This is a genomic window from Paenibacillus sp. FSL K6-0108, assembly GCF_045040695.1.
Lineage (GTDB): Bacteria > Bacillota > Bacilli > Paenibacillales > Paenibacillaceae > Paenibacillus > Paenibacillus pabuli_B.
Genome location: NZ_CP150288.1, coordinates 6,964,791 through 6,981,768, shown reverse-complemented (window position 1 = coordinate 6,981,768; position 16,978 = coordinate 6,964,791). Strand labels below are relative to the sequence as shown.

The 16,978-nt window shown below is 47.8% G+C and carries 12 protein-coding genes; 9 read left to right on the top strand and 3 right to left on the bottom strand.

Annotated elements, in window-relative coordinates:
* Positions 1-135 precede the first annotated feature (135 nt).
* The 8 genes from MHB49_RS31710 (at position 136) to MHB49_RS31675 (ending at position 10,687) form a co-directional block, all read left to right on the top strand.
* Complete coding sequence (locus MHB49_RS31710) at positions 136-1,023, top strand: ABC transporter ATP-binding protein (RefSeq protein ID WP_405154234.1); 888 nt, start codon at positions 136-138, stop codon at positions 1,021-1,023.
* 89 nt (positions 1,024-1,112) lie between these two features.
* Positions 1,113-1,925 carry a ferric iron reductase gene (locus MHB49_RS31705; protein WP_405154233.1) on the top strand — a complete coding sequence of 271 codons (813 nt, stop codon included), beginning with the start codon at positions 1,113-1,115 and terminating at the stop codon, positions 1,923-1,925.
* Positions 1,926-2,109: 184 nt separating this feature from the next.
* Positions 2,110-2,592, top strand: a complete 483-nt coding sequence (locus tag MHB49_RS31700) for a glutathione peroxidase (protein WP_405154232.1) — start codon at positions 2,110-2,112, stop codon at positions 2,590-2,592.
* A 558-nt stretch (positions 2,593-3,150) separates the two neighbouring features.
* Positions 3,151-4,512, top strand: coding sequence for an FAD-dependent oxidoreductase (locus tag MHB49_RS31695; protein ID WP_405154231.1), 1,362 nt, complete (start codon positions 3,151-3,153; stop codon positions 4,510-4,512).
* 228 nt (positions 4,513-4,740) lie between these two features.
* Entirely contained in the window at positions 4,741-5,595 is an 855-nt protein-coding gene (locus tag MHB49_RS31690) for a formate/nitrite transporter family protein (protein WP_405154230.1), read from the top strand.
* A gap of 463 nt (positions 5,596-6,058) precedes the next feature.
* A complete protein-coding gene (locus MHB49_RS31685; RefSeq protein WP_405154229.1) occupies positions 6,059-8,122 on the top strand; it encodes a molybdopterin-dependent oxidoreductase in 2,064 nt (687 codons plus the stop codon).
* Positions 8,123-8,333: 211 nt separating this feature from the next.
* On the top strand, positions 8,334-9,557 hold the full coding sequence (locus tag MHB49_RS31680; RefSeq protein ID WP_405157283.1) for an MFS transporter: 1,224 nt from the start codon (positions 8,334-8,336) through the stop codon (positions 9,555-9,557).
* Positions 9,558-9,772: 215 nt separating this feature from the next.
* On the top strand, positions 9,773-10,687 hold the full coding sequence (locus tag MHB49_RS31675; RefSeq protein ID WP_405154228.1) for a class I SAM-dependent methyltransferase: 915 nt from the start codon (positions 9,773-9,775) through the stop codon (positions 10,685-10,687).
* 226 nt (positions 10,688-10,913) lie between these two features.
* On the opposite strand, the gene MHB49_RS31670 is transcribed toward MHB49_RS31675, so the two are convergent.
* The 3 genes from MHB49_RS31670 to MHB49_RS31660 form a co-directional block, all read right to left on the bottom strand.
* On the bottom strand, positions 10,914-12,626 hold the full coding sequence (locus MHB49_RS31670) for an ABC transporter ATP-binding protein (protein WP_405154227.1): 1,713 nt from the start codon (positions 12,624-12,626) through the stop codon (positions 10,914-10,916).
* Between the two features lie 98 nt (positions 12,627-12,724).
* Positions 12,725-13,732: an ABC transporter substrate-binding protein gene (locus tag MHB49_RS31665; RefSeq protein WP_405154226.1), complete on the bottom strand. Its 1,008-nt coding sequence runs from the start codon at positions 13,730-13,732 to the stop codon at positions 12,725-12,727.
* A 97-nt stretch (positions 13,733-13,829) separates the two neighbouring features.
* Positions 13,830-15,485: an ABC transporter substrate-binding protein gene (locus tag MHB49_RS31660; protein ID WP_405154225.1), complete on the bottom strand. Its 1,656-nt coding sequence runs from the start codon at positions 15,483-15,485 to the stop codon at positions 13,830-13,832.
* A 462-nt stretch (positions 15,486-15,947) separates the two neighbouring features.
* Between MHB49_RS31660 and MHB49_RS31655 the strand changes: the two genes are divergently transcribed.
* Positions 15,948-16,964, top strand: coding sequence for a LacI family DNA-binding transcriptional regulator (locus MHB49_RS31655; protein WP_405154224.1), 1,017 nt, complete (start codon positions 15,948-15,950; stop codon positions 16,962-16,964).
* Positions 16,965-16,978 lie beyond the last annotated feature (14 nt).

Here is a 16,978-nt window from a genome sequence, read left to right as displayed (position 1 = left end):
TTGACAAATGATAATGATTATCAGTATCTTTAGTATATAAGATCTTGTTGCGCCGGAAATACGCTGAACTACAATTTCGTTTTCGTTGTCATAGCCGGAATACATAACCGGGATAAATGAGAGAGGGATGATCGCATGTTTCGTCTGGAGACGTCCAAGCTGGATATCGCTTATGAGGAAAGACTGATTGTTGATAATCTGAATATTCAAATTCCCCAAGGAAAAATTACAGCACTTGTTGGAGCCAATGGTTCAGGGAAGTCAACTATCCTAAAAACGATGGCACGGATCATGAATCCAAAAGCAGGTAGTGTATTGCTCGACGGGAAGTCCATCCATAAGCAGTCCACACGTGAAGTAGCCAAGCAGCTTGCGATATTGCCTCAAAATCCCACAGCGCCTGAAGGACTTACCGTAACCGAACTGGTATCCTACGGACGCTTCCCTTATCAAAAAGGTTTTGGATCGATGCGTGCTGAAGACAAACGCATGATTGAATGGGCTATTGAAGTGACAGGCATGACAGAGTTCCATGATCGTCCGATTGATCAACTGTCCGGTGGACAGCGTCAACGTGCCTGGATTGCCATGGCTCTTGCACAGGAAACAGATATTCTGTTCCTGGACGAGCCGACGACGTTCCTGGATATGGCTCACCAGCTTGAAGTACTGCAATTGCTGGAGCAGTTGAATGCCACAGCGAACCGTACGATCGTTATGGTTGTGCATGACCTGAACCATGCTTCCCGTTATGCGCATCACATGATTGGGATTAAAAAAGGTAAAGCAATCGCTACAGGCTCCCCTGTAGAAGTTATGAACTGTGATGTGCTCCGTGAAGTATTTAACATTGAAGCGGATATCGTGATTGATCCACGTTCCGGTGTACCACTCTGCTTGCCTTATGCCCTTGCGGGTGAACGCCAACAATCAGCACCTCCAGAACAAATGGTCATGAACAGTGCAATGGTTCATGCTGCTGGACGGACAGAGCAACGCGTTCGTCACGCGACAGGAAGTTAATGTAACGGGCCATATGTGGTCCTAAACTATAGAATGAAGCCGCTGTGCATGATGCACGCGGCTCATTCGCATTCAGGGAGGTCACAGGAATGGGAGAAATCAATTACACCTGGTTACAGCAATATGGACGAATCACAACCAGAACGATCGACGAACCGGTCTTTGAGATGCCTTTGACGGCATTAAAACATCCAGAGAAGGCCAAACTTATGCTGGAAGCGTATAACGAGCATCTTCGGGCCGATTCTCTTCGCTCAGCAGCTGTTTATTTCATGCATTCGGTTCGCGGACTAATGATGGGGGTCCACTACATGACAGCGTTATGTGACACCTATCTGGATCTATCCCTGGAGAATATACATATGAAGTTGGAGGTCAAGGATGGCCGCCCGGCGATTGGTTTTCAACTGAATGATGCAACCGAGCACTCGCATCCGATTGGGGTGAACGGTCCTGATACTCTTTCATCTTTCTGGCGTAATGAGGTGTTGACGTCTTATTACAGTGAACAGCTGCGTCCGATGATTGAAGGGGTGGCTGTTGCTGGAGGAGCAAATCCGGGTCAGATGTGGGCCCAGCTCGCATCCATGCTTAGATGGTTCAAAACGACAGCGTTAAAGATGAATATCACGGAGACGGAACGTGAAGCGGTTATACAAGGGTATGAGCATGTGATTGCTATGCCGCCAGAGATTCTCGGGTTGAAAAAGAACCTGCTTACCTTCAAACCGGTGGAGATTGATAATCCGCATCAACCTGGAGAAACCATGCTAATGAAGCCAGTCTGCTGTTTGCACCATCAGGTGTATGGCGGTCAGAACTATTGCTACAGTTGTCCCAAACTGACCAAGGCAGAGCGGCAAGAGCGGTATGATGCTATTATGGCGGCGAAGTCAGGTTAAAAGAAAATATGTCCATGTCGATGGACGAAGGTTTTTACGATATGAACTTGAGCACGGTTTAATCACAGATTTGGTAATTGATCGCCTCAGGTTTATAATATGGAGACAGGCTGTGTGCCGCATGGTCATATGGTACAGTACATACAGCAGCCCACCTACATCATACTCATGGGAGGAATCAGTCATGTCCGTATATTCGTATCAGGCGGTAACGACCGCAAATCAGGAAGTTCCACTCGATCTGTATCAAGGCAAAGTGTTGGTCATCGCCAATACAGCCAGCAAGTGTGGACTGACTCCACAATACGGTGAATTGCAGAAGTTATATGATCGCTATCGTGATCAAGGCTTGGTTGTACTGGGTTTCCCTTGTAACCAGTTTGGCGGCCAGGAGCCGGGTACAAGTGAGGAAGCAGAATCCTTCTGCCAAATCAACTATGGCGTTAATTTCCCGGTGTTTGCCAAGGTCGACGTAAATGGTGAAGATGCACATCCATTGTTCAAGTATCTGCGTGAGCAGCAACCTGGTGTTGGTGAAGACAACAGCATCCAATGGAATTTCACCAAGTTCCTCGTGAATCGTGAAGGTGAAGTTGTAGGACGTGTTGAACCCAAAGAATCCCCAGAGGACATGACCGCAGAGATTGAAAAGCTGCTTGGTGTATAAAAAATGAATGAAGAAGAGGATGTCCCATAAGTCATGAATATGACGGGGGCATCCTCTTTTAGTGTCATTTTGTTTTAATGAACCTGACACACGCTATTCGCTCCCATTTGCCCAGATCTGAGATCTAACGAATTACAGAGACGTTATTTCGTCGATTCACTTGATTTTTTAGGTTTTTAAGCCCTTTTATGACGAAAAAGCGTTACTGAGGTTCGTTAAATCTTGCAACCGTTGATGATCTGCCTTTTAAGGTGCGGTAGGTTCGTTAGCGCTTGGAGCGAGGCGGAATTCCTTTTGAGACAGCCCCTTTTTTTTGAGCATAAACCAGCTACAAGCAGGGAAAACTGAAGTTTATAAAAATGAGTCGATTTCGGAAGAAAAACACATTCGACAAATTTATTTTGAGCAACCCCTTGTAATGTGAAAAAGATCACATTATAATAAGTGTATAAAGTGAAATAAATCACATACCACTATTCACTTAGTAGTGAATTTTTTCACAACATCAATGACGTTATATTCAATTTCTTATTTATATATTTCGAGGAGGAATTTTTTATGAAAATCGCAGTTATCGGATGTACCCACGCAGGAACCGCAGCCATCGTTAACACCGCCAAATTGTACCCGGATGCTACCATCACGGTATATGAGCGCAATGACAATATTTCCTTCTTATCTTGCGGTATTGCGCTGTATGTGGGTGGTGTGGTGAAAGATCCTGACGGATTGTTCTACTCTTCGCCAGATCAACTGGCCGGCCTTGGAGTTGTTACCAAAATGCTTCATGAAGTGACTGCCGTGGATACTGAGGGACATACACTTCGGGCTAAAAACCTGAAAACCGGGGAAGAATTTGAAGATACCTTCGATAAGCTGATCGTAACTACAGGTTCTTGGCCTGTCGTACCGAAGTTGGAAGGCATCGAGATGGACAACATTTTACTTTGTAAAAACTACAATCATTCCAACACCATCATTGAGAAAGCCAAACATGCCAAACGCATTACCGTGGTTGGCGCAGGCTATATCGGCATCGAGCTTGTGGAAGCTTTCCAAATGAACGGCAAGGAAGTTACATTGATCGACAGCGTGGATCGGATTCTGAACAAATATCTCGATCCCGAATTCACGGATGCCATTGAAGAAACGTTGACTGGACACGGCATCAAGCTGGCGCTGGGCCAAACCGTACAGAAATTCACCGGAGAGAATGGCAAAGTGAACAAGGTCGTTACATCCAAAGGAGAATTCGAAACGGATCTCGTTATTCTGTGCATTGGTTTCCGTCCAAATACCGAACTGCTCAAAGGGCAAGTGGATATGCTGCCAAACGGAGCAATCATCGTAGATAAATATATGCAAACCAGCCAAAAAGACGTCTTCGCTGCTGGAGACAGCTGTGCAATTCATTACAACCCAACCGGCAAGGCAGCGTACATTCCACTGGCAACCAATGCAGTGCGGATGGGTACACTTGTAGCGCGGAACCTGGTTCGTCCTACGACACCGTACATGGGTACACAAGGAACATCAGGTATCAAAATTTATGAGCAAAATATTGCAGGTACTGGCCTGACGGAAACATCTGCAGCTGATGAGGGGCTGATCGTTGAAGCGGTAACACTTGAAGATGCATACCGTCCGGAGTTCATGCCAACGGCCGAGAAGCTGCTTCTGAAAGTGATCTATGAACAGGCTACTCGGCGCATTGTTGGTGCACAGGTGATGTCGCAAGCTGATCTGACACAATCGATCAATACAATCTCTGTCTGCATCCAGAACAACATGACGGTAGATGAGCTGGCCTTCATCGACTTCTTCTTCCAGCCACATTACAACAAACCTTGGAACTTCCTGAACTCGGCTGGTCTTCAGGCGTTGCCTCCAGTAGAATTAAAAACACCAGCGATGGTATAACCAAGCAATGGTATATTCAAAATATCTAAGAACTGCCGCATTCATTCTGCGGTAGTTCTTTTTTTGTTTTTTCTGCACATCAAGCAAAAGAAAACAGAAGGATTAAAATGTTAGTTTTCAGACTTTGTGATAAAAGTAACAAACCTCCCGAAACCTTCGCGATACAATGAACATATCAACAATAGAAGTTGCTGATGATGTCCATGAACTATGAAGGAGAGGATCGTTATGGCAGCAAAAACACCTCTTGAGGTTGCACAATATACGGCGCATACGGGGATGAAGAAAGCTCAAAATCCGGTGTCCTCCGTATTGATACTCAGTTTTCTGGCAGGCGCTTTTATTGCGCTCGGATTTCTGCTGGATATTCGGGTCATTGCCTCTGCTCCGGCCGAGTGGGGCAGCTTGGTTAATCTGATTGGTGCGGCAGTATTCCCGGTAGGTTTAATCTTGGTGCTGATTGGCGGCGGGGAGCTGCTGACAGGAAATATGATGGCCGTTCCACTCGCGACGATTGCACGCAAGCTGTCTGCGGGAAGCATGTTGAAGAATCTCACCTTAGTAACGATCGGTAATTTCCTTGGGGCGATCTTTGTGGCCTATGCGTTCGGGCATGTGCTTGGTCTGACGGCAGAGGGGGCTTATTTGACCAAAGTGGTGGATATGGCTGGACACAAACTGGATGACAGCTTCCTTCAGGCTTTTATATCCGGGATCGGGTGTAACTGGCTGGTAGCTCTTGCTGTCTGGCTGTCTTATGCATCGGATACGATGAGCGGAAAAGTACTGGGCATTTGGTTTCCAACGATGGCCTTCGTGGCTATTGGATTCCAGCACGTTGTCGCCAACATGTTCCTGATTCCTGCGGCCATCTTCGAAGGGCATTATTCATGGGGGCAATATATTATGAATTTTATTCCGGTATGGCTGGGGAACCTGACGGGAGGGGCACTATTTGTAGCGGCTGCCTACTGGATGGTGTACCTGCGCAAGCATGAGCCGGAAGTGAAGCCTGAGGTGGTCATGGCTGCGGCCCAGCCCGTGGAGACGGAAGCCAGAACGATGTGGAGCAAGCAGGCGTAGCGGTATATTCCGAGTAACCGTGATACGAGTGCAATGACGAGCGCGAAGGTAAACCGAAAGGTTAAACAGAATAGTAACAGAAATTGGCGATTCTAATCTCGTTCAAGTCATGGCGGCTGTCCTGTGCTGGCTGTGACGGACGAGAGATGAAATCGCCTTTTTTTTGATCAACACATTTTCACGCAAAATAAATTCGCCATGACAAGGTTCGGGGGAACGAAACCTGTTCATGGCGAATTTCGGGAGTGGTCCATGATATGGCATGAGGAGGAAGTGGGGAAACACTAACCTAATGCCTTGTTGTTAATTTACCCCTGAATTTGGAGATTGAATCAAGGGGAAATAAGATTTTTTGAAAAAGATTTGGAGCGGTTGTGGCGATGAAAAAAGACTGTTCTCTTTACGCGGTTACCATGAAGAAGATATGATATGAGGATAGCTTTGAAGGGGGAGGAACTTGTATATGATCGATCAGGAGAATGGTATATTTCCGGCGGTTTGCCCGCTCGATTGTCCGGATACTTGCGGCCTGCTGCTTCATAAGGAGAACGGCAAAATTGTGAAGGTAGCGGGCAATCCGGACCATCCAATTACAAAAGGCGCCATCTGTAACAAGGTTCGAAATATGACGGAGCGGGTGTATCATCCCGAGCGGCTGCAATATCCGATGCGACGTATCGGGGCCAAGGGCGAAGGCAAGTTTGAGCGGATCAGTTGGGACGAAGCCATCGGCGAGATTACGGCAAAATTCAGTTCGCTGGCAGATGCCTACGGACCGGAGAGCATCCTGCCCTACAGCTTCTATGGAAACATGGGCATTCTTGGTGTGGACGGCATGGATCGTCGATTTTTCAACGCGCTAGGTGCGAGCAAGCTCGAACAGACCATCTGTAATGCAGCGGGAAATACTGGCTGGAAATATACGATGGGTGCGAACCGGGGGACCTTGCCCGAGGATACAGAGCATGCGGATGTCATTCTGGTGTGGGGAGGCAACATCGTCAGCACCAATATGCATCAGGTTGTTCTGGCCGAGAAAGCCCGCAAAAAAGGAGCCCAAATTGTCGTCATCGACGTCCATCGCAATCGGACCGCCCAATGGGGAGACTGGTTCATTCCACTTTACCCGGGTACAGACAGTGCATTGGCACTCGGATTAATGCATGTATTGTTTGAGCAGGGACTGACGGATGAGGCTTTTATGCAAAAGTATACCGTTGGCCATGAGGCACTGCGTGATCATGTCCGCAGCTACACCCCTGAGCGCGTTGCACGTATTACAGGCGTACCGGAAGCGGATATCATAAAGCTGGCTGAGCTGTATGGCAACGCACAGGCAGCCCATATTCATATCGGCAATGGCCTCCAGCATCACGACAACGGTGGCATGAATGTGCGCAGCGTAGCCTGTCTGCCTGCCATTACAGGGCAGTGGCTGAAGCGCGGCGGTGGCGCCATTCGTACCAACAGCTACGCGAGCACCAATAGCGATGCGCTGGAGCGTCCGGAGCTGCGGCAGAATCCGGAGCCGCGCGTGGTGAACATGAACCGGATTGGCGAAGCGCTGCTGGAAGCCGAGCAGCCGATTCGGGCGTTGATGGTCTATTGCAGCAATCCACTGGTAGTGGCACCGGATACCGAGCGGGTGGAGCGAGGTTTTGCACGGGAGGATCTGTTCACGGTTGTCCATGACCTGTTCATGACGGATACGGCGAAATACGCGGATATTGTGCTGCCTGCGACGTCTTCATTTGAAACGACGGATCTGTATACGTCCTACTGGCATCAGTATGTTCATTTGCAAGAGCCGGTCATTGCGCCTTTGGGTGAGAGCAAGAGCAATGTGGAATTGTTCTCTTTGCTTGGACAGGCAATGGGGTATGACCCGGAGATTTTCGGTGAGACACCGGAACAGATGATCGAGGAAGCACTTCAGGGTACAGGCAATCCCTACATGAACGGAGTGACGTTGGAAGGGCTGAAGCAGCATCATTTCGTCAAGCTGGATATGTCTGCACATGAGTCCTATTTGGAGCAGCTACCTACACCTTCGGGGAAAATTGAGCTGTATTCGGAAACGATGGCACAGAAGGGATTGCCGCCGTTGCCTACGTACAGTGTTCTCGTCGAGGGGTATGACGGGGAAAACCCGGCCGGACCTGCGGATGTTTATCCGCTGATGTTTCTGTCACCGCCAAACCATAATTTCCTGAATTCCACCTTTGCCAATTCGGCCAAACATCAACGTTTGGAGAAGATGCCATTATTGCAAATGCACCCGGAGGACGCCGCCCGCAGACATGTGGAAGACGGCGATGCTGTGGTCGTATGGAACGACCGCGGCCGGATCGAACTGACCGCCAAGGTGAGTGAATCGATGCTGCCAGGAACGGTGATCAGCCAAGGGTTATGGTGGGATGGCAATGGCAAAAAACAGCGGGCGAACTCGCTCACGTCCAATCGTCTGTCCGACATGGGAAACGGGGCAACATTCTTCTCGGCCACTGTCGAAGTGAAGCGTCAATGAATGTGCTTGCAGATCGGGTCTTTTCAGGTAAGATGGACAAAGGATAGATTGAAAGCAGAATGATAAAGAGCAAGATTCGGAATTCAAATTACAACATTGTAAATTTCTAAGTTCAAATGGCCTTCGCTCTGGCTAATCATGCCGTCAGGGCAAGGGTCTATTTTTTATGGCAATATGCTTTTTGAAGTTACTAAGGAGAATAAATACAATGATGAGATGGCTGGATACGTATCCAAAAGAAGTGAAAATATTTTTGCTGGCAAGTTTGGTCAATGCGACAGGCAGTGCCTTGATGTGGCCGCTGACCACGATGTATGTATTTGACGAGCTTGGACGCACGATGGCGAACGCGGGGTTTGTTATTCTGATCCAGTCGTTGGGCGGCATCTTCGGGCAATTGCTCGGCGGTGCATTGTACCACCGGGTGGGGGTCAAGAAGCTGATCGTCGGATCACTGGCGTTGAACGCTCTAGGGCTGTTTGCTCTGCCGTGGATTAGCGCGTATTGGGTTGTATTTATATGTGCCATGGGCTGGATTGGCCTTTTTAGTTCATTGTCGTTACCAGCGATTCAAGCCTTTATCGGTTTCCGGTTTGCGGAGCGACGCGGGGAACTGTTCAATGTAATCTATGTCGCCAACAATATCGGTGTGGCAATTGGTACAGCACTCAGTGGTTTTCTGGCTGACTTTTCCTATCACCTCAGTTTTGTACTGAACGGGGTGACCTCCGCCGGATTTGCGATTTTCTTCTGGTATTATCTGTCGCGGGCAGAACCGAATCAGGGCGAAGTGCATCTGACCAAACGCAAAACGGTTCAAGGTGGGCCGGGCGTCTGGGCGCTGCTGGGCAACACCCGATTATATCTGTTCATGAGTCTGGGTGTGCTGTTCCTGCTGTTTGGTAATTCCATCTGGAATACGGGTGTGTCTCCATATATTATTTCCGAGGGTATGGAGAAAAGAATGTACGGTTTGCTCTGGACCTTAAATGGAGTGCTGATCTTTGTGGGACAACCCTTTACCAGCTGGGTCAAGCGTACGATGGCCCGTACATCGACCGCTCAGATGACGGCAAGTGCGGTGTTCTACGGCATGGCCTACATCGTCATGATCACCATGTATAGCTATCCGGGGATGGTGCTTGCGATGGTACTGGCTACCTTTGGGGAAATGCTGATCTCACCTGCTACGCCGGCATTCATCTCAGAGCATGCGGGGAGATCGGCACCCTTCTATATCGGGATATCTGGTGGGATCGGTGCGGTTGGCCGGGTGATCGGGCCGTATGCCATGGGTGTCATGTATGACAAACAGGGACTGATCCCTGTAGCGTGGCTGGCGACCGGCACGGCGGGTATTGCGGTGCTTGGTTTTGTACTGCATGCGGTGCTGAACCGAAATCGCGAAGTGAAGGAGTACGGATTGGACGCTTAGCCTTTCGGGGCTGAGTGGTAAGTGGAAGGGAGAAGACAGGTTGAAGTGGAGGAGCAAAGAAAGGAAAGCTACTTTAACCTGTCGGATCACGCCGTAAGCTTCTATTGACAAAAAAATCTTTTTATGCTATAATTTACATATAGTTATATTCCGTATATACTAAGGTTCTCCTGGCCAGGGGGAACCTTATTTTTGTGTGTACGGGAGGGTAAAACATGAAGCAAAATGAGTCCAGCATCACATCCTTGATTTCGGCTTTTGGCCGAGCCTACCACTGCCAATACGATACACCTCTTATTTTTGATGATTATATAGCCAAAGAGCTTATCTCTCCCCAAGAATTTTCGGATATCCGCGAGAATATGATTCAAGGCATCCATTTTTTTAATCCGGACATGGCTCATCTGATCAAGGACGACCCGGACAAGATTTTAAAATGGATTACTCAGGTACAATTATCTCCAATCACACTGGCTCGAGCCGCCTTTTGTGAGCATGTACTGCTGCATGAAGTCGAGTTGGGAATGAAGCAGGTTGTTATTCTTGGCGCCGGGATGGATACGTTTGGTTTGAGGCATCCGGAATTGGAGGACACGCTGGAACTCTTTGAAGTGGATCATCCGGCTACACAACAGTTCAAGCGGGAGCGGCTGCATCGGGCCAAGCTGATTATTCCGGGCAATCTTCATTTTGTGCCAATGGATTTTACCCGTGAGCCTTCGTATGAACGTTTGACTGATGCAGGTTTGCGGAAGCACAAGACGATGGTCAGTCTATTAGGTGTTTCGTATTATTTGTCCAAAGAAAATCTATCTAACTTGCTCCGACATGTATTTTCGGATCTTCCAACGGGAAGCTCCATTGTGCTGGATTATGCAGATGAACATCTCTTTGAGGAAAAAGGAAAGTTTAACCGTGTTGATAATATGGTTAAGATGGCTGCAATGGGAGGCGAACCGATGCAATCCTGCTTCACTTATGAGGAGATGGAGCGGCTATTGGCCGATGTGGGACTTCTTATATATGAGCATCTATCGCCAGAAGACATACAGGATCGATATTTCAGCAATCGCACAGATGAGTTATCTGCCTTCGAGACGAACCATTTTATCCATGCGGTGAAAAAATAAAACCTTATCCTAATGTGAGTATCATAGACTAGGGTTTGAACAAGAAAGGGGATGTCCCGTCAGTTATGAACATGACGAGGGCATCCCTTTTTAGCGTTAGAACTGTTTAACGAACCGAGCGTGTGTTATTGGCGTCAATTTCCACATTCAGGCGGTCCTGCCGCTGATTTTGCGGGAATAACATGACTGCAATTCGTTAAACTTTATAATCCACAATATCCGCAACCTATCCAAACTGGGCTTGATGCAATCGGCTATACGAGCCCTGACGTGCCAGAAGTTCATCATGGCTGCCTTGCTCGGCTACGCCGCCATTCTCCACAACGACAATGCGATCCGCGTGTCTGATCGTGGCCAGTCGATGGGCAATAATCAGTGTAGTACGCCCCTGTGCCAGCTCGGATAAAGCCAACTGAATGGCGACTTCCGTCTCGGTGTCCAGTGCGGAGGTCGCTTCATCCAGAATGAGGATCGGCGGATTTTTAAGAATCATGCGAGCAATGGACAGACGCTGCTTCTGCCCGCCAGACAATTTGACACCTCGCTCACCGATCAGGGTATCGAGTCCTTCCGGTTGAGATTGTATCAGCTCTTCCAGTTGGGCCCTGCGGATGGCTTGCCAGATTTCTTCATCAGGTGCATCCAGTTTGCCGTAGGCAATATTTTCACGAATCGACCCATCAAACAGGAAAATATCCTGCTGCACAATCCCGATATGAGAGCGCAGTGACTCCAGCGTCATATCTTTTACGGGAATCCCGTCAATGGAGATGTACCCCGCATCCACATCATAAAAGCGTGGAATGAGGCTGCACAGCGTAGATTTTCCTGCACCCGAAGGTCCAACCAGCGCAACCGTTTGCCCTGCCTGAATCTCCAGATTGACCTGATCCAAGGTTGGTTTGTGTTCCCCATAAGCAAATGATACGTCATGGAAGGCGATGTCACCTTTCACATAAGGGATGGGTTTGGCTTGTGGTGTATCATCCACATCGGGCTCGGCTTCCAGCAGCTCCAGATATCTTTTGAATCCGGCAATGCCTTTAGGATACGTTTCGATGACGGAATTAATCTGCTGAATTGGCCCAAGAAACACATTGGATAACATGACAAAGGCGATAAATTCTCCGTAGGTCATGCTGCCCTGAATGACAAACCATGTACCGCATACCAGAACAAACAGTGAGACGAATTTCATGAGAATGAAGCTGAGTGAGGAATTCCACGCCATAATGCGATAGGTGATCAGTTTGGTAAGACGGAAGCGTTCATTATTTTCGACAAAACGTTTCACTTCATGCTTTTCATTGGCAAACGCCTGAACGACACGAATTCCGCTCACATTGTTCTCTACGCGTGCATTATAATCTGCGATATCCGCAAACATGCGTTTGAACGCTTTGGACATTTTGCGGCTGAAATAGAGGGACAGGAAGATCATCAGCGGCACGATAATAAAAGTCATTACAGCCAGCTGCCAGTTGATGCCCAGCATAATGCCGAAGGCACCAGCTAACGTCATCAGGGCAATGAACAGATCCTCGGGTCCATGATGCGCAATCTCGCCAATATCCATCAGATCGTTGGTCATGCGAGAGACGAGGTGCCCCGTCTTGTTGTTATCAAAAAAACGGAAGGATTGCTTCTGCACACGCTGGAACAGTTCCCGCCGCATATCGGATTCGATGTTAATACCCAGCTTATGTCCCCAGTAGGTAACTGCATAATGGAAAAAGGAACTGAGCAGATAGATGCCCAGCAGTCCGGCACAGGCTGCTAATATCATGGACCAGTTGCCTGCGGGAAGCAATTGATCGACAACCTTGTTCACAGCCAGCGGAAATGCAAGCTCCAGCAGTGCAGCCAGAATGGCGCAGGAGAAGTCCAATATAAAGAGTCCCCGATAAGGACGATAATAGGCCATGAAACGGCGAAGCATATGTAGCCACTCCTCTCTAACGCAAAAGCCCAGGCAGGCTCATCGGCCTGTCCGGACATTACGTTTCTATCTATGAAATGATTATTGACTCCATCCTCTTATTTACGATTTCGCTGTGCACGTTCTACGATCATATCGGCAAATTCTTCAGCCTGACCCTGAATCGCAATCGGGTCGAAGTACCAGTAACGGTCCTCCAGCAATTCGTACACTTGATTGTTTTTCACAGCCGGGAGTGATTGCCAGATGGCGTCACCTTGGTAATTTTTATTGTTCTCCCCTACCGTCAGGAAGATATGGTCTCCTGCATAATCACCAACGACTTCACGCGAAATCTCTTTCCACTGGGTGTCGCCCATCAGTTCCTTCTTCGTAATCTCGAGTGGTGCAAGTTCCAAAGCACGATAAACGGCTTGTCCACCGCGACCAAAGTTGTCTCCATATCCATAATAGCTCTTGTCGGATACTTCGAGGATGGAGAAGGTTTCCTCCGGCTTAATGACTGCTTTTACTTTGGCGCGAGCGGCTTCAATACGTTCGTTGTATGTTTTTAGCCAGGCTTCAGCTTCTTCGGATTTGTTCATGAGTTCTCCGAAGCCTCGAATTTCATCCTCTACATTGGTAAACGTACCGTAGGGAATGACCACGGTAGGTGCGATTTTTTGATAACTCTCAATTTCTTCAGCTTGATCAGAGTAGGTAATGATCAGATCCGGGTCCAACGCGACGACCTTCTCCAAGGATACGGCACCTCGGTCGCCAATATTCTCTATGCCCTCCACCTGATCGGCGTAGAATGGATTTTCCAGATAATATTTAATAGATCCAACGGGCTTTATACCGAGTGCGAGCAGATCACTTACGTACATATCCGTAACAATCCGTTTCGGTTCAGCCGGAATTTCCACATCTCCACTTAATGACTTGTAGATCCGCGTAGAACCGGAAGAGTCGGTATTTATTTCGGTCGAATCTGTTGTCGATTCTGAACCCGCCGCTGTTGGTTCCGTTGTGCCTGAACCCGTTCCACTGTTGCAGGCAGCCAGGATCATGATGATGGCGAGCATCAGCAGCAAGCCGGAAAAGCGTTTTTTTGTAGCAAACATATAATTGTTCCCCCTGTGTATATAATCAATAATGATTATTATTCTCATTACTAACATAGAGGATGACGTAACATTTGTACATGGACATCTATGATGACTAATGCATGGACAATTGTGATGTCAGTTTGTGCATGATGTGCTGCAATTGCTCCATAACTGAGATGGGGTCGAATCCATAAAACATATCCGAATCAATCTCGTACAATCGCCCTTCCCGGACAGCACTTAAGGTATTCCAGGACTCCTGAGCAAACAGCTTGTCCACAGCCTGCTGCTCCGACGATTCGCGGGCATAATCTATAAAAATATGATCTGCGGCATACAAATGAATTTCATTGAGCGGAACATGGATGTAACCTGTGAGCAGTTGACCATCTTTCTCCATTCGTGCAGGAGGGGTGAAGCCCAGTGAGTGATATAAAATATGAGACGCTCTGCCCCACCCCTGACCATAGATGTAAGCTCCACTCTCACCAATCATGAATATACATACCGCTGAACCACGTGTGCCCATCATCTGATCCAGCGTACGATTGGCTTCTTGCTGAAGCGTATCATAACGATCTAATAATGCACGAGCTTTGGCTTCCAGCCCTGTGATACGTCCCAGATGAATGAATTGCTCCTGCCAGTCCAGTTCTTCAAAGGGCATCAAAATGGTTGGTGCAATCTGCCGTAAGTCATCCCTACCCGAATGAGGTGCGTAACCAAGGATGACATCAGGATGAGAATCTGCGATTAACTCCGGATGATTGATAAGATCATGCTCGAAACACTGATCAAATTGATCTTGTCCATTTCTGATCATTCTACTTCTCATCCATTCTGCAACGGCACCCAGATGCGGGACAAGGCCCAGAGCGAGTAAGGAAGCGGTGTAGTTGTATGTAAGGCTTACGATTTTTTTTGGCGTTTTCCGATAGAGGGTTGGTGCACAACCTACCGTTTGTTTGAATTTTCGACTTAGATAAAAGGTGTCCCTGTATCCCGTTAACTTCGCAAGCTCCTGCAATGTGGGAATGGGATTAGCAAAAAGCAGCTGTTCCTGGACAATTCGGATTCGCAGCCTAGTAACATATTCGACGAATGTAAGTCCGGTGTGCTTTTTGAATTCTCGTGAAAAATGCTCTGGGCTCACATTAACCTCCCTCGCTAATTGCTCCCGGGTAAGGGGATGGGCAACCATCTCATGTATGTGTGCAATAACAAAATCCAGCCATGAATGATCATCATGAGCCAGACGCACAGCATGATCCCGTAACGTATCCAACAGCTGGTAAAATAATGCATGAGCTTTGAATGGACCGGATTCATTACTTTTTGAACAGACCAGAATCAAGTCGGAGACCAGTTCGCCAATGACACGGTTTGTAATGGCAGCAGGAGGTCCGAAGGGCCAGATGCTCTGTTCGTTATCGACAAATTCAAAGGCCATGGCAATGCCCTGGACCGGAGATAGTGAGCCGCGTTTGCTCTCATGCTGCAGCAAGGTCCCCGCTTCGCGTACAACAGCAGAGCCGGTATTAACCATCAACTGTCCATGAGTACTAATCAATCTTGCCTGACCAGAGGTAATGACATAGAGAACATGCTTGTTGCTCCAAAGATCATCTATACGAGAGTAAGATTCCTGATCATGGAGCCGAACCAGATGGCATAGCCTGAACATTGCCGGAGGGAAGGTGATTGTTTCCTGCAAACGACCAGGTGTGAGTTGGTCAGATTTATGAAAGGTTGTATCCAGATTGCTCATGACATAACGGACTCCTTATACGGGATTGGATTAATATGCAGTATAATACCACAAAGGCATGATGCAGGTACCCAAATCATTCCGTTCACATATTTCTGTGAAAAATGGATAAAGAGGTTGAAATCGCTATCAACTCCGACTATAATGAAAATGTCGAAACGTTTCAATCTATGGTTTACAGGTATAATCATTATGATTTATAATGAATTCTTCCTCTAGTCCAATATTGAAATGTTGTTTATCGACAAGGCTGTATCTACAAATAAAGGGCACATGAATCCGTAATGGGGCTTAGAAAACGTGCAGAGGGCTTTTTTTTGAGAATGCTTCGAAACGTTTCGATAGATAGGCATTTGATGCAGCATCTCATGTATGATGAATAGGAATGAGTGGTTGTTGCAACCATTTAACATATAAAATGATAAGAGAGAATTTGGTCTAGTTAGAAGGAGTGAACGTGGAATGGCAACGATTAAGGATGTGGCAAAGCTGGCAGGCGTGGCGCTCTCGACCGCTTCCTATGCACTCAATGGGGACAGCAAAGTAAGTGCCAAGACCAAGGCAAAAGTGCTGGCGGCAGCACGGGAACTGAATTATCGCAAAAACGGCTTTGCCATGGACCTGAAGCGGAGCCGGACGAACACGATTGCGTTGATTCTTACAGATCTGTCGGGTCCTTATTACTCCGAATTGATTCGCAGCGTACAGGACGTAGCGCTGGCTAACGGATATGATCTGATTGCATGCAGCTCTATGGGAGGACGGGACTCCACAGCGGTTCGTTTCTTGCGAGAAAAAAGAGTAGATGGCGCCATTATTCTGGCTCATAACATCCATGATGATATTCTGGTCGAATCTGCCGGGGAACGTTTCCCTATCATTGTGATGGATCGGCAGCTGTCAAGTGACCACCTGGTCAACGTGCTGGTGGATGGGGAGCAAGGCGGTTACCTCGCTACGCGGCACCTCATTCAGAAGGGTCATAAGAGCATTGCCTATATCAGTGGGCCATCCAATTCTTATGATAATGCTCTGCGTTACCAAGGATATTTGCGAGCCATGCAGGAGGTGGGCCTGGAAGAGAAGTCCAAATGGCGTTTAAGCGGTAACTTCGTACGTGAGGGCGGATATAGTGCAACCAAGATGATGATTATGCAGGGCGAGCTGCCATCAGCTGTATTTTACGGGAACGACGAAATGGCGATTGGTGGACTGAAAGCATTTGAAGAGAGTGGTATTTCGGTACCGAATGACATTTCGGTCATCGGATTTGATGATATTCAGCTGTCTGAATATGTTCATCCTCCGCTTACAACAGTGCGACAGCCCAAGCATGAAGCGGGATCATTGGCAGGGCATTTGCTCTTCCAGATGCTGAACGGCGAAGCAGTGAATCCATCGTATACGTTAACCATTGATCTGGTGGAGCGGGAATCTGTACGTTCAGTACAGGTGGAGTCAGGAATCCAGCCGGTCTAAGGATTAACCCACTT

Coding starts and splice junctions, on each gene's coding strand:
- MHB49_RS31710 (WP_405154234.1), top strand. CDS start 136: ATGTTTCGTCTGGAGACGTCCAAGCTGGATATCGCTTATGAGGAAAGA.
- MHB49_RS31680 (WP_405157283.1), top strand. CDS start 8,334: ATGAGATGGCTGGATACGTATCCAAAAGAAGTGAAAATATTTTTGCTG.
- MHB49_RS31655 (WP_405154224.1), top strand. CDS start 15,948: ATGGCAACGATTAAGGATGTGGCAAAGCTGGCAGGCGTGGCGCTCTCG.
- MHB49_RS31695 (WP_405154231.1), top strand. CDS start 3,151: ATGAAAATCGCAGTTATCGGATGTACCCACGCAGGAACCGCAGCCATC.
- MHB49_RS31660 (WP_405154225.1), bottom strand. CDS start 15,485: ATGAGCAATCTGGATACAACCTTTCATAAATCTGACCAACTCACACCT.
- MHB49_RS31675 (WP_405154228.1), top strand. CDS start 9,773: ATGAAGCAAAATGAGTCCAGCATCACATCCTTGATTTCGGCTTTTGGC.
- MHB49_RS31690 (WP_405154230.1), top strand. CDS start 4,741: ATGGCAGCAAAAACACCTCTTGAGGTTGCACAATATACGGCGCATACG.
- MHB49_RS31705 (WP_405154233.1), top strand. CDS start 1,113: ATGGGAGAAATCAATTACACCTGGTTACAGCAATATGGACGAATCACA.
- MHB49_RS31665 (WP_405154226.1), bottom strand. CDS start 13,732: ATGTTTGCTACAAAAAAACGCTTTTCCGGCTTGCTGCTGATGCTCGCC.
- MHB49_RS31670 (WP_405154227.1), bottom strand. CDS start 12,626: ATGCTTCGCCGTTTCATGGCCTATTATCGTCCTTATCGGGGACTCTTT.
- MHB49_RS31700 (WP_405154232.1), top strand. CDS start 2,110: ATGTCCGTATATTCGTATCAGGCGGTAACGACCGCAAATCAGGAAGTT.
- MHB49_RS31685 (WP_405154229.1), top strand. CDS start 6,059: ATGATCGATCAGGAGAATGGTATATTTCCGGCGGTTTGCCCGCTCGAT.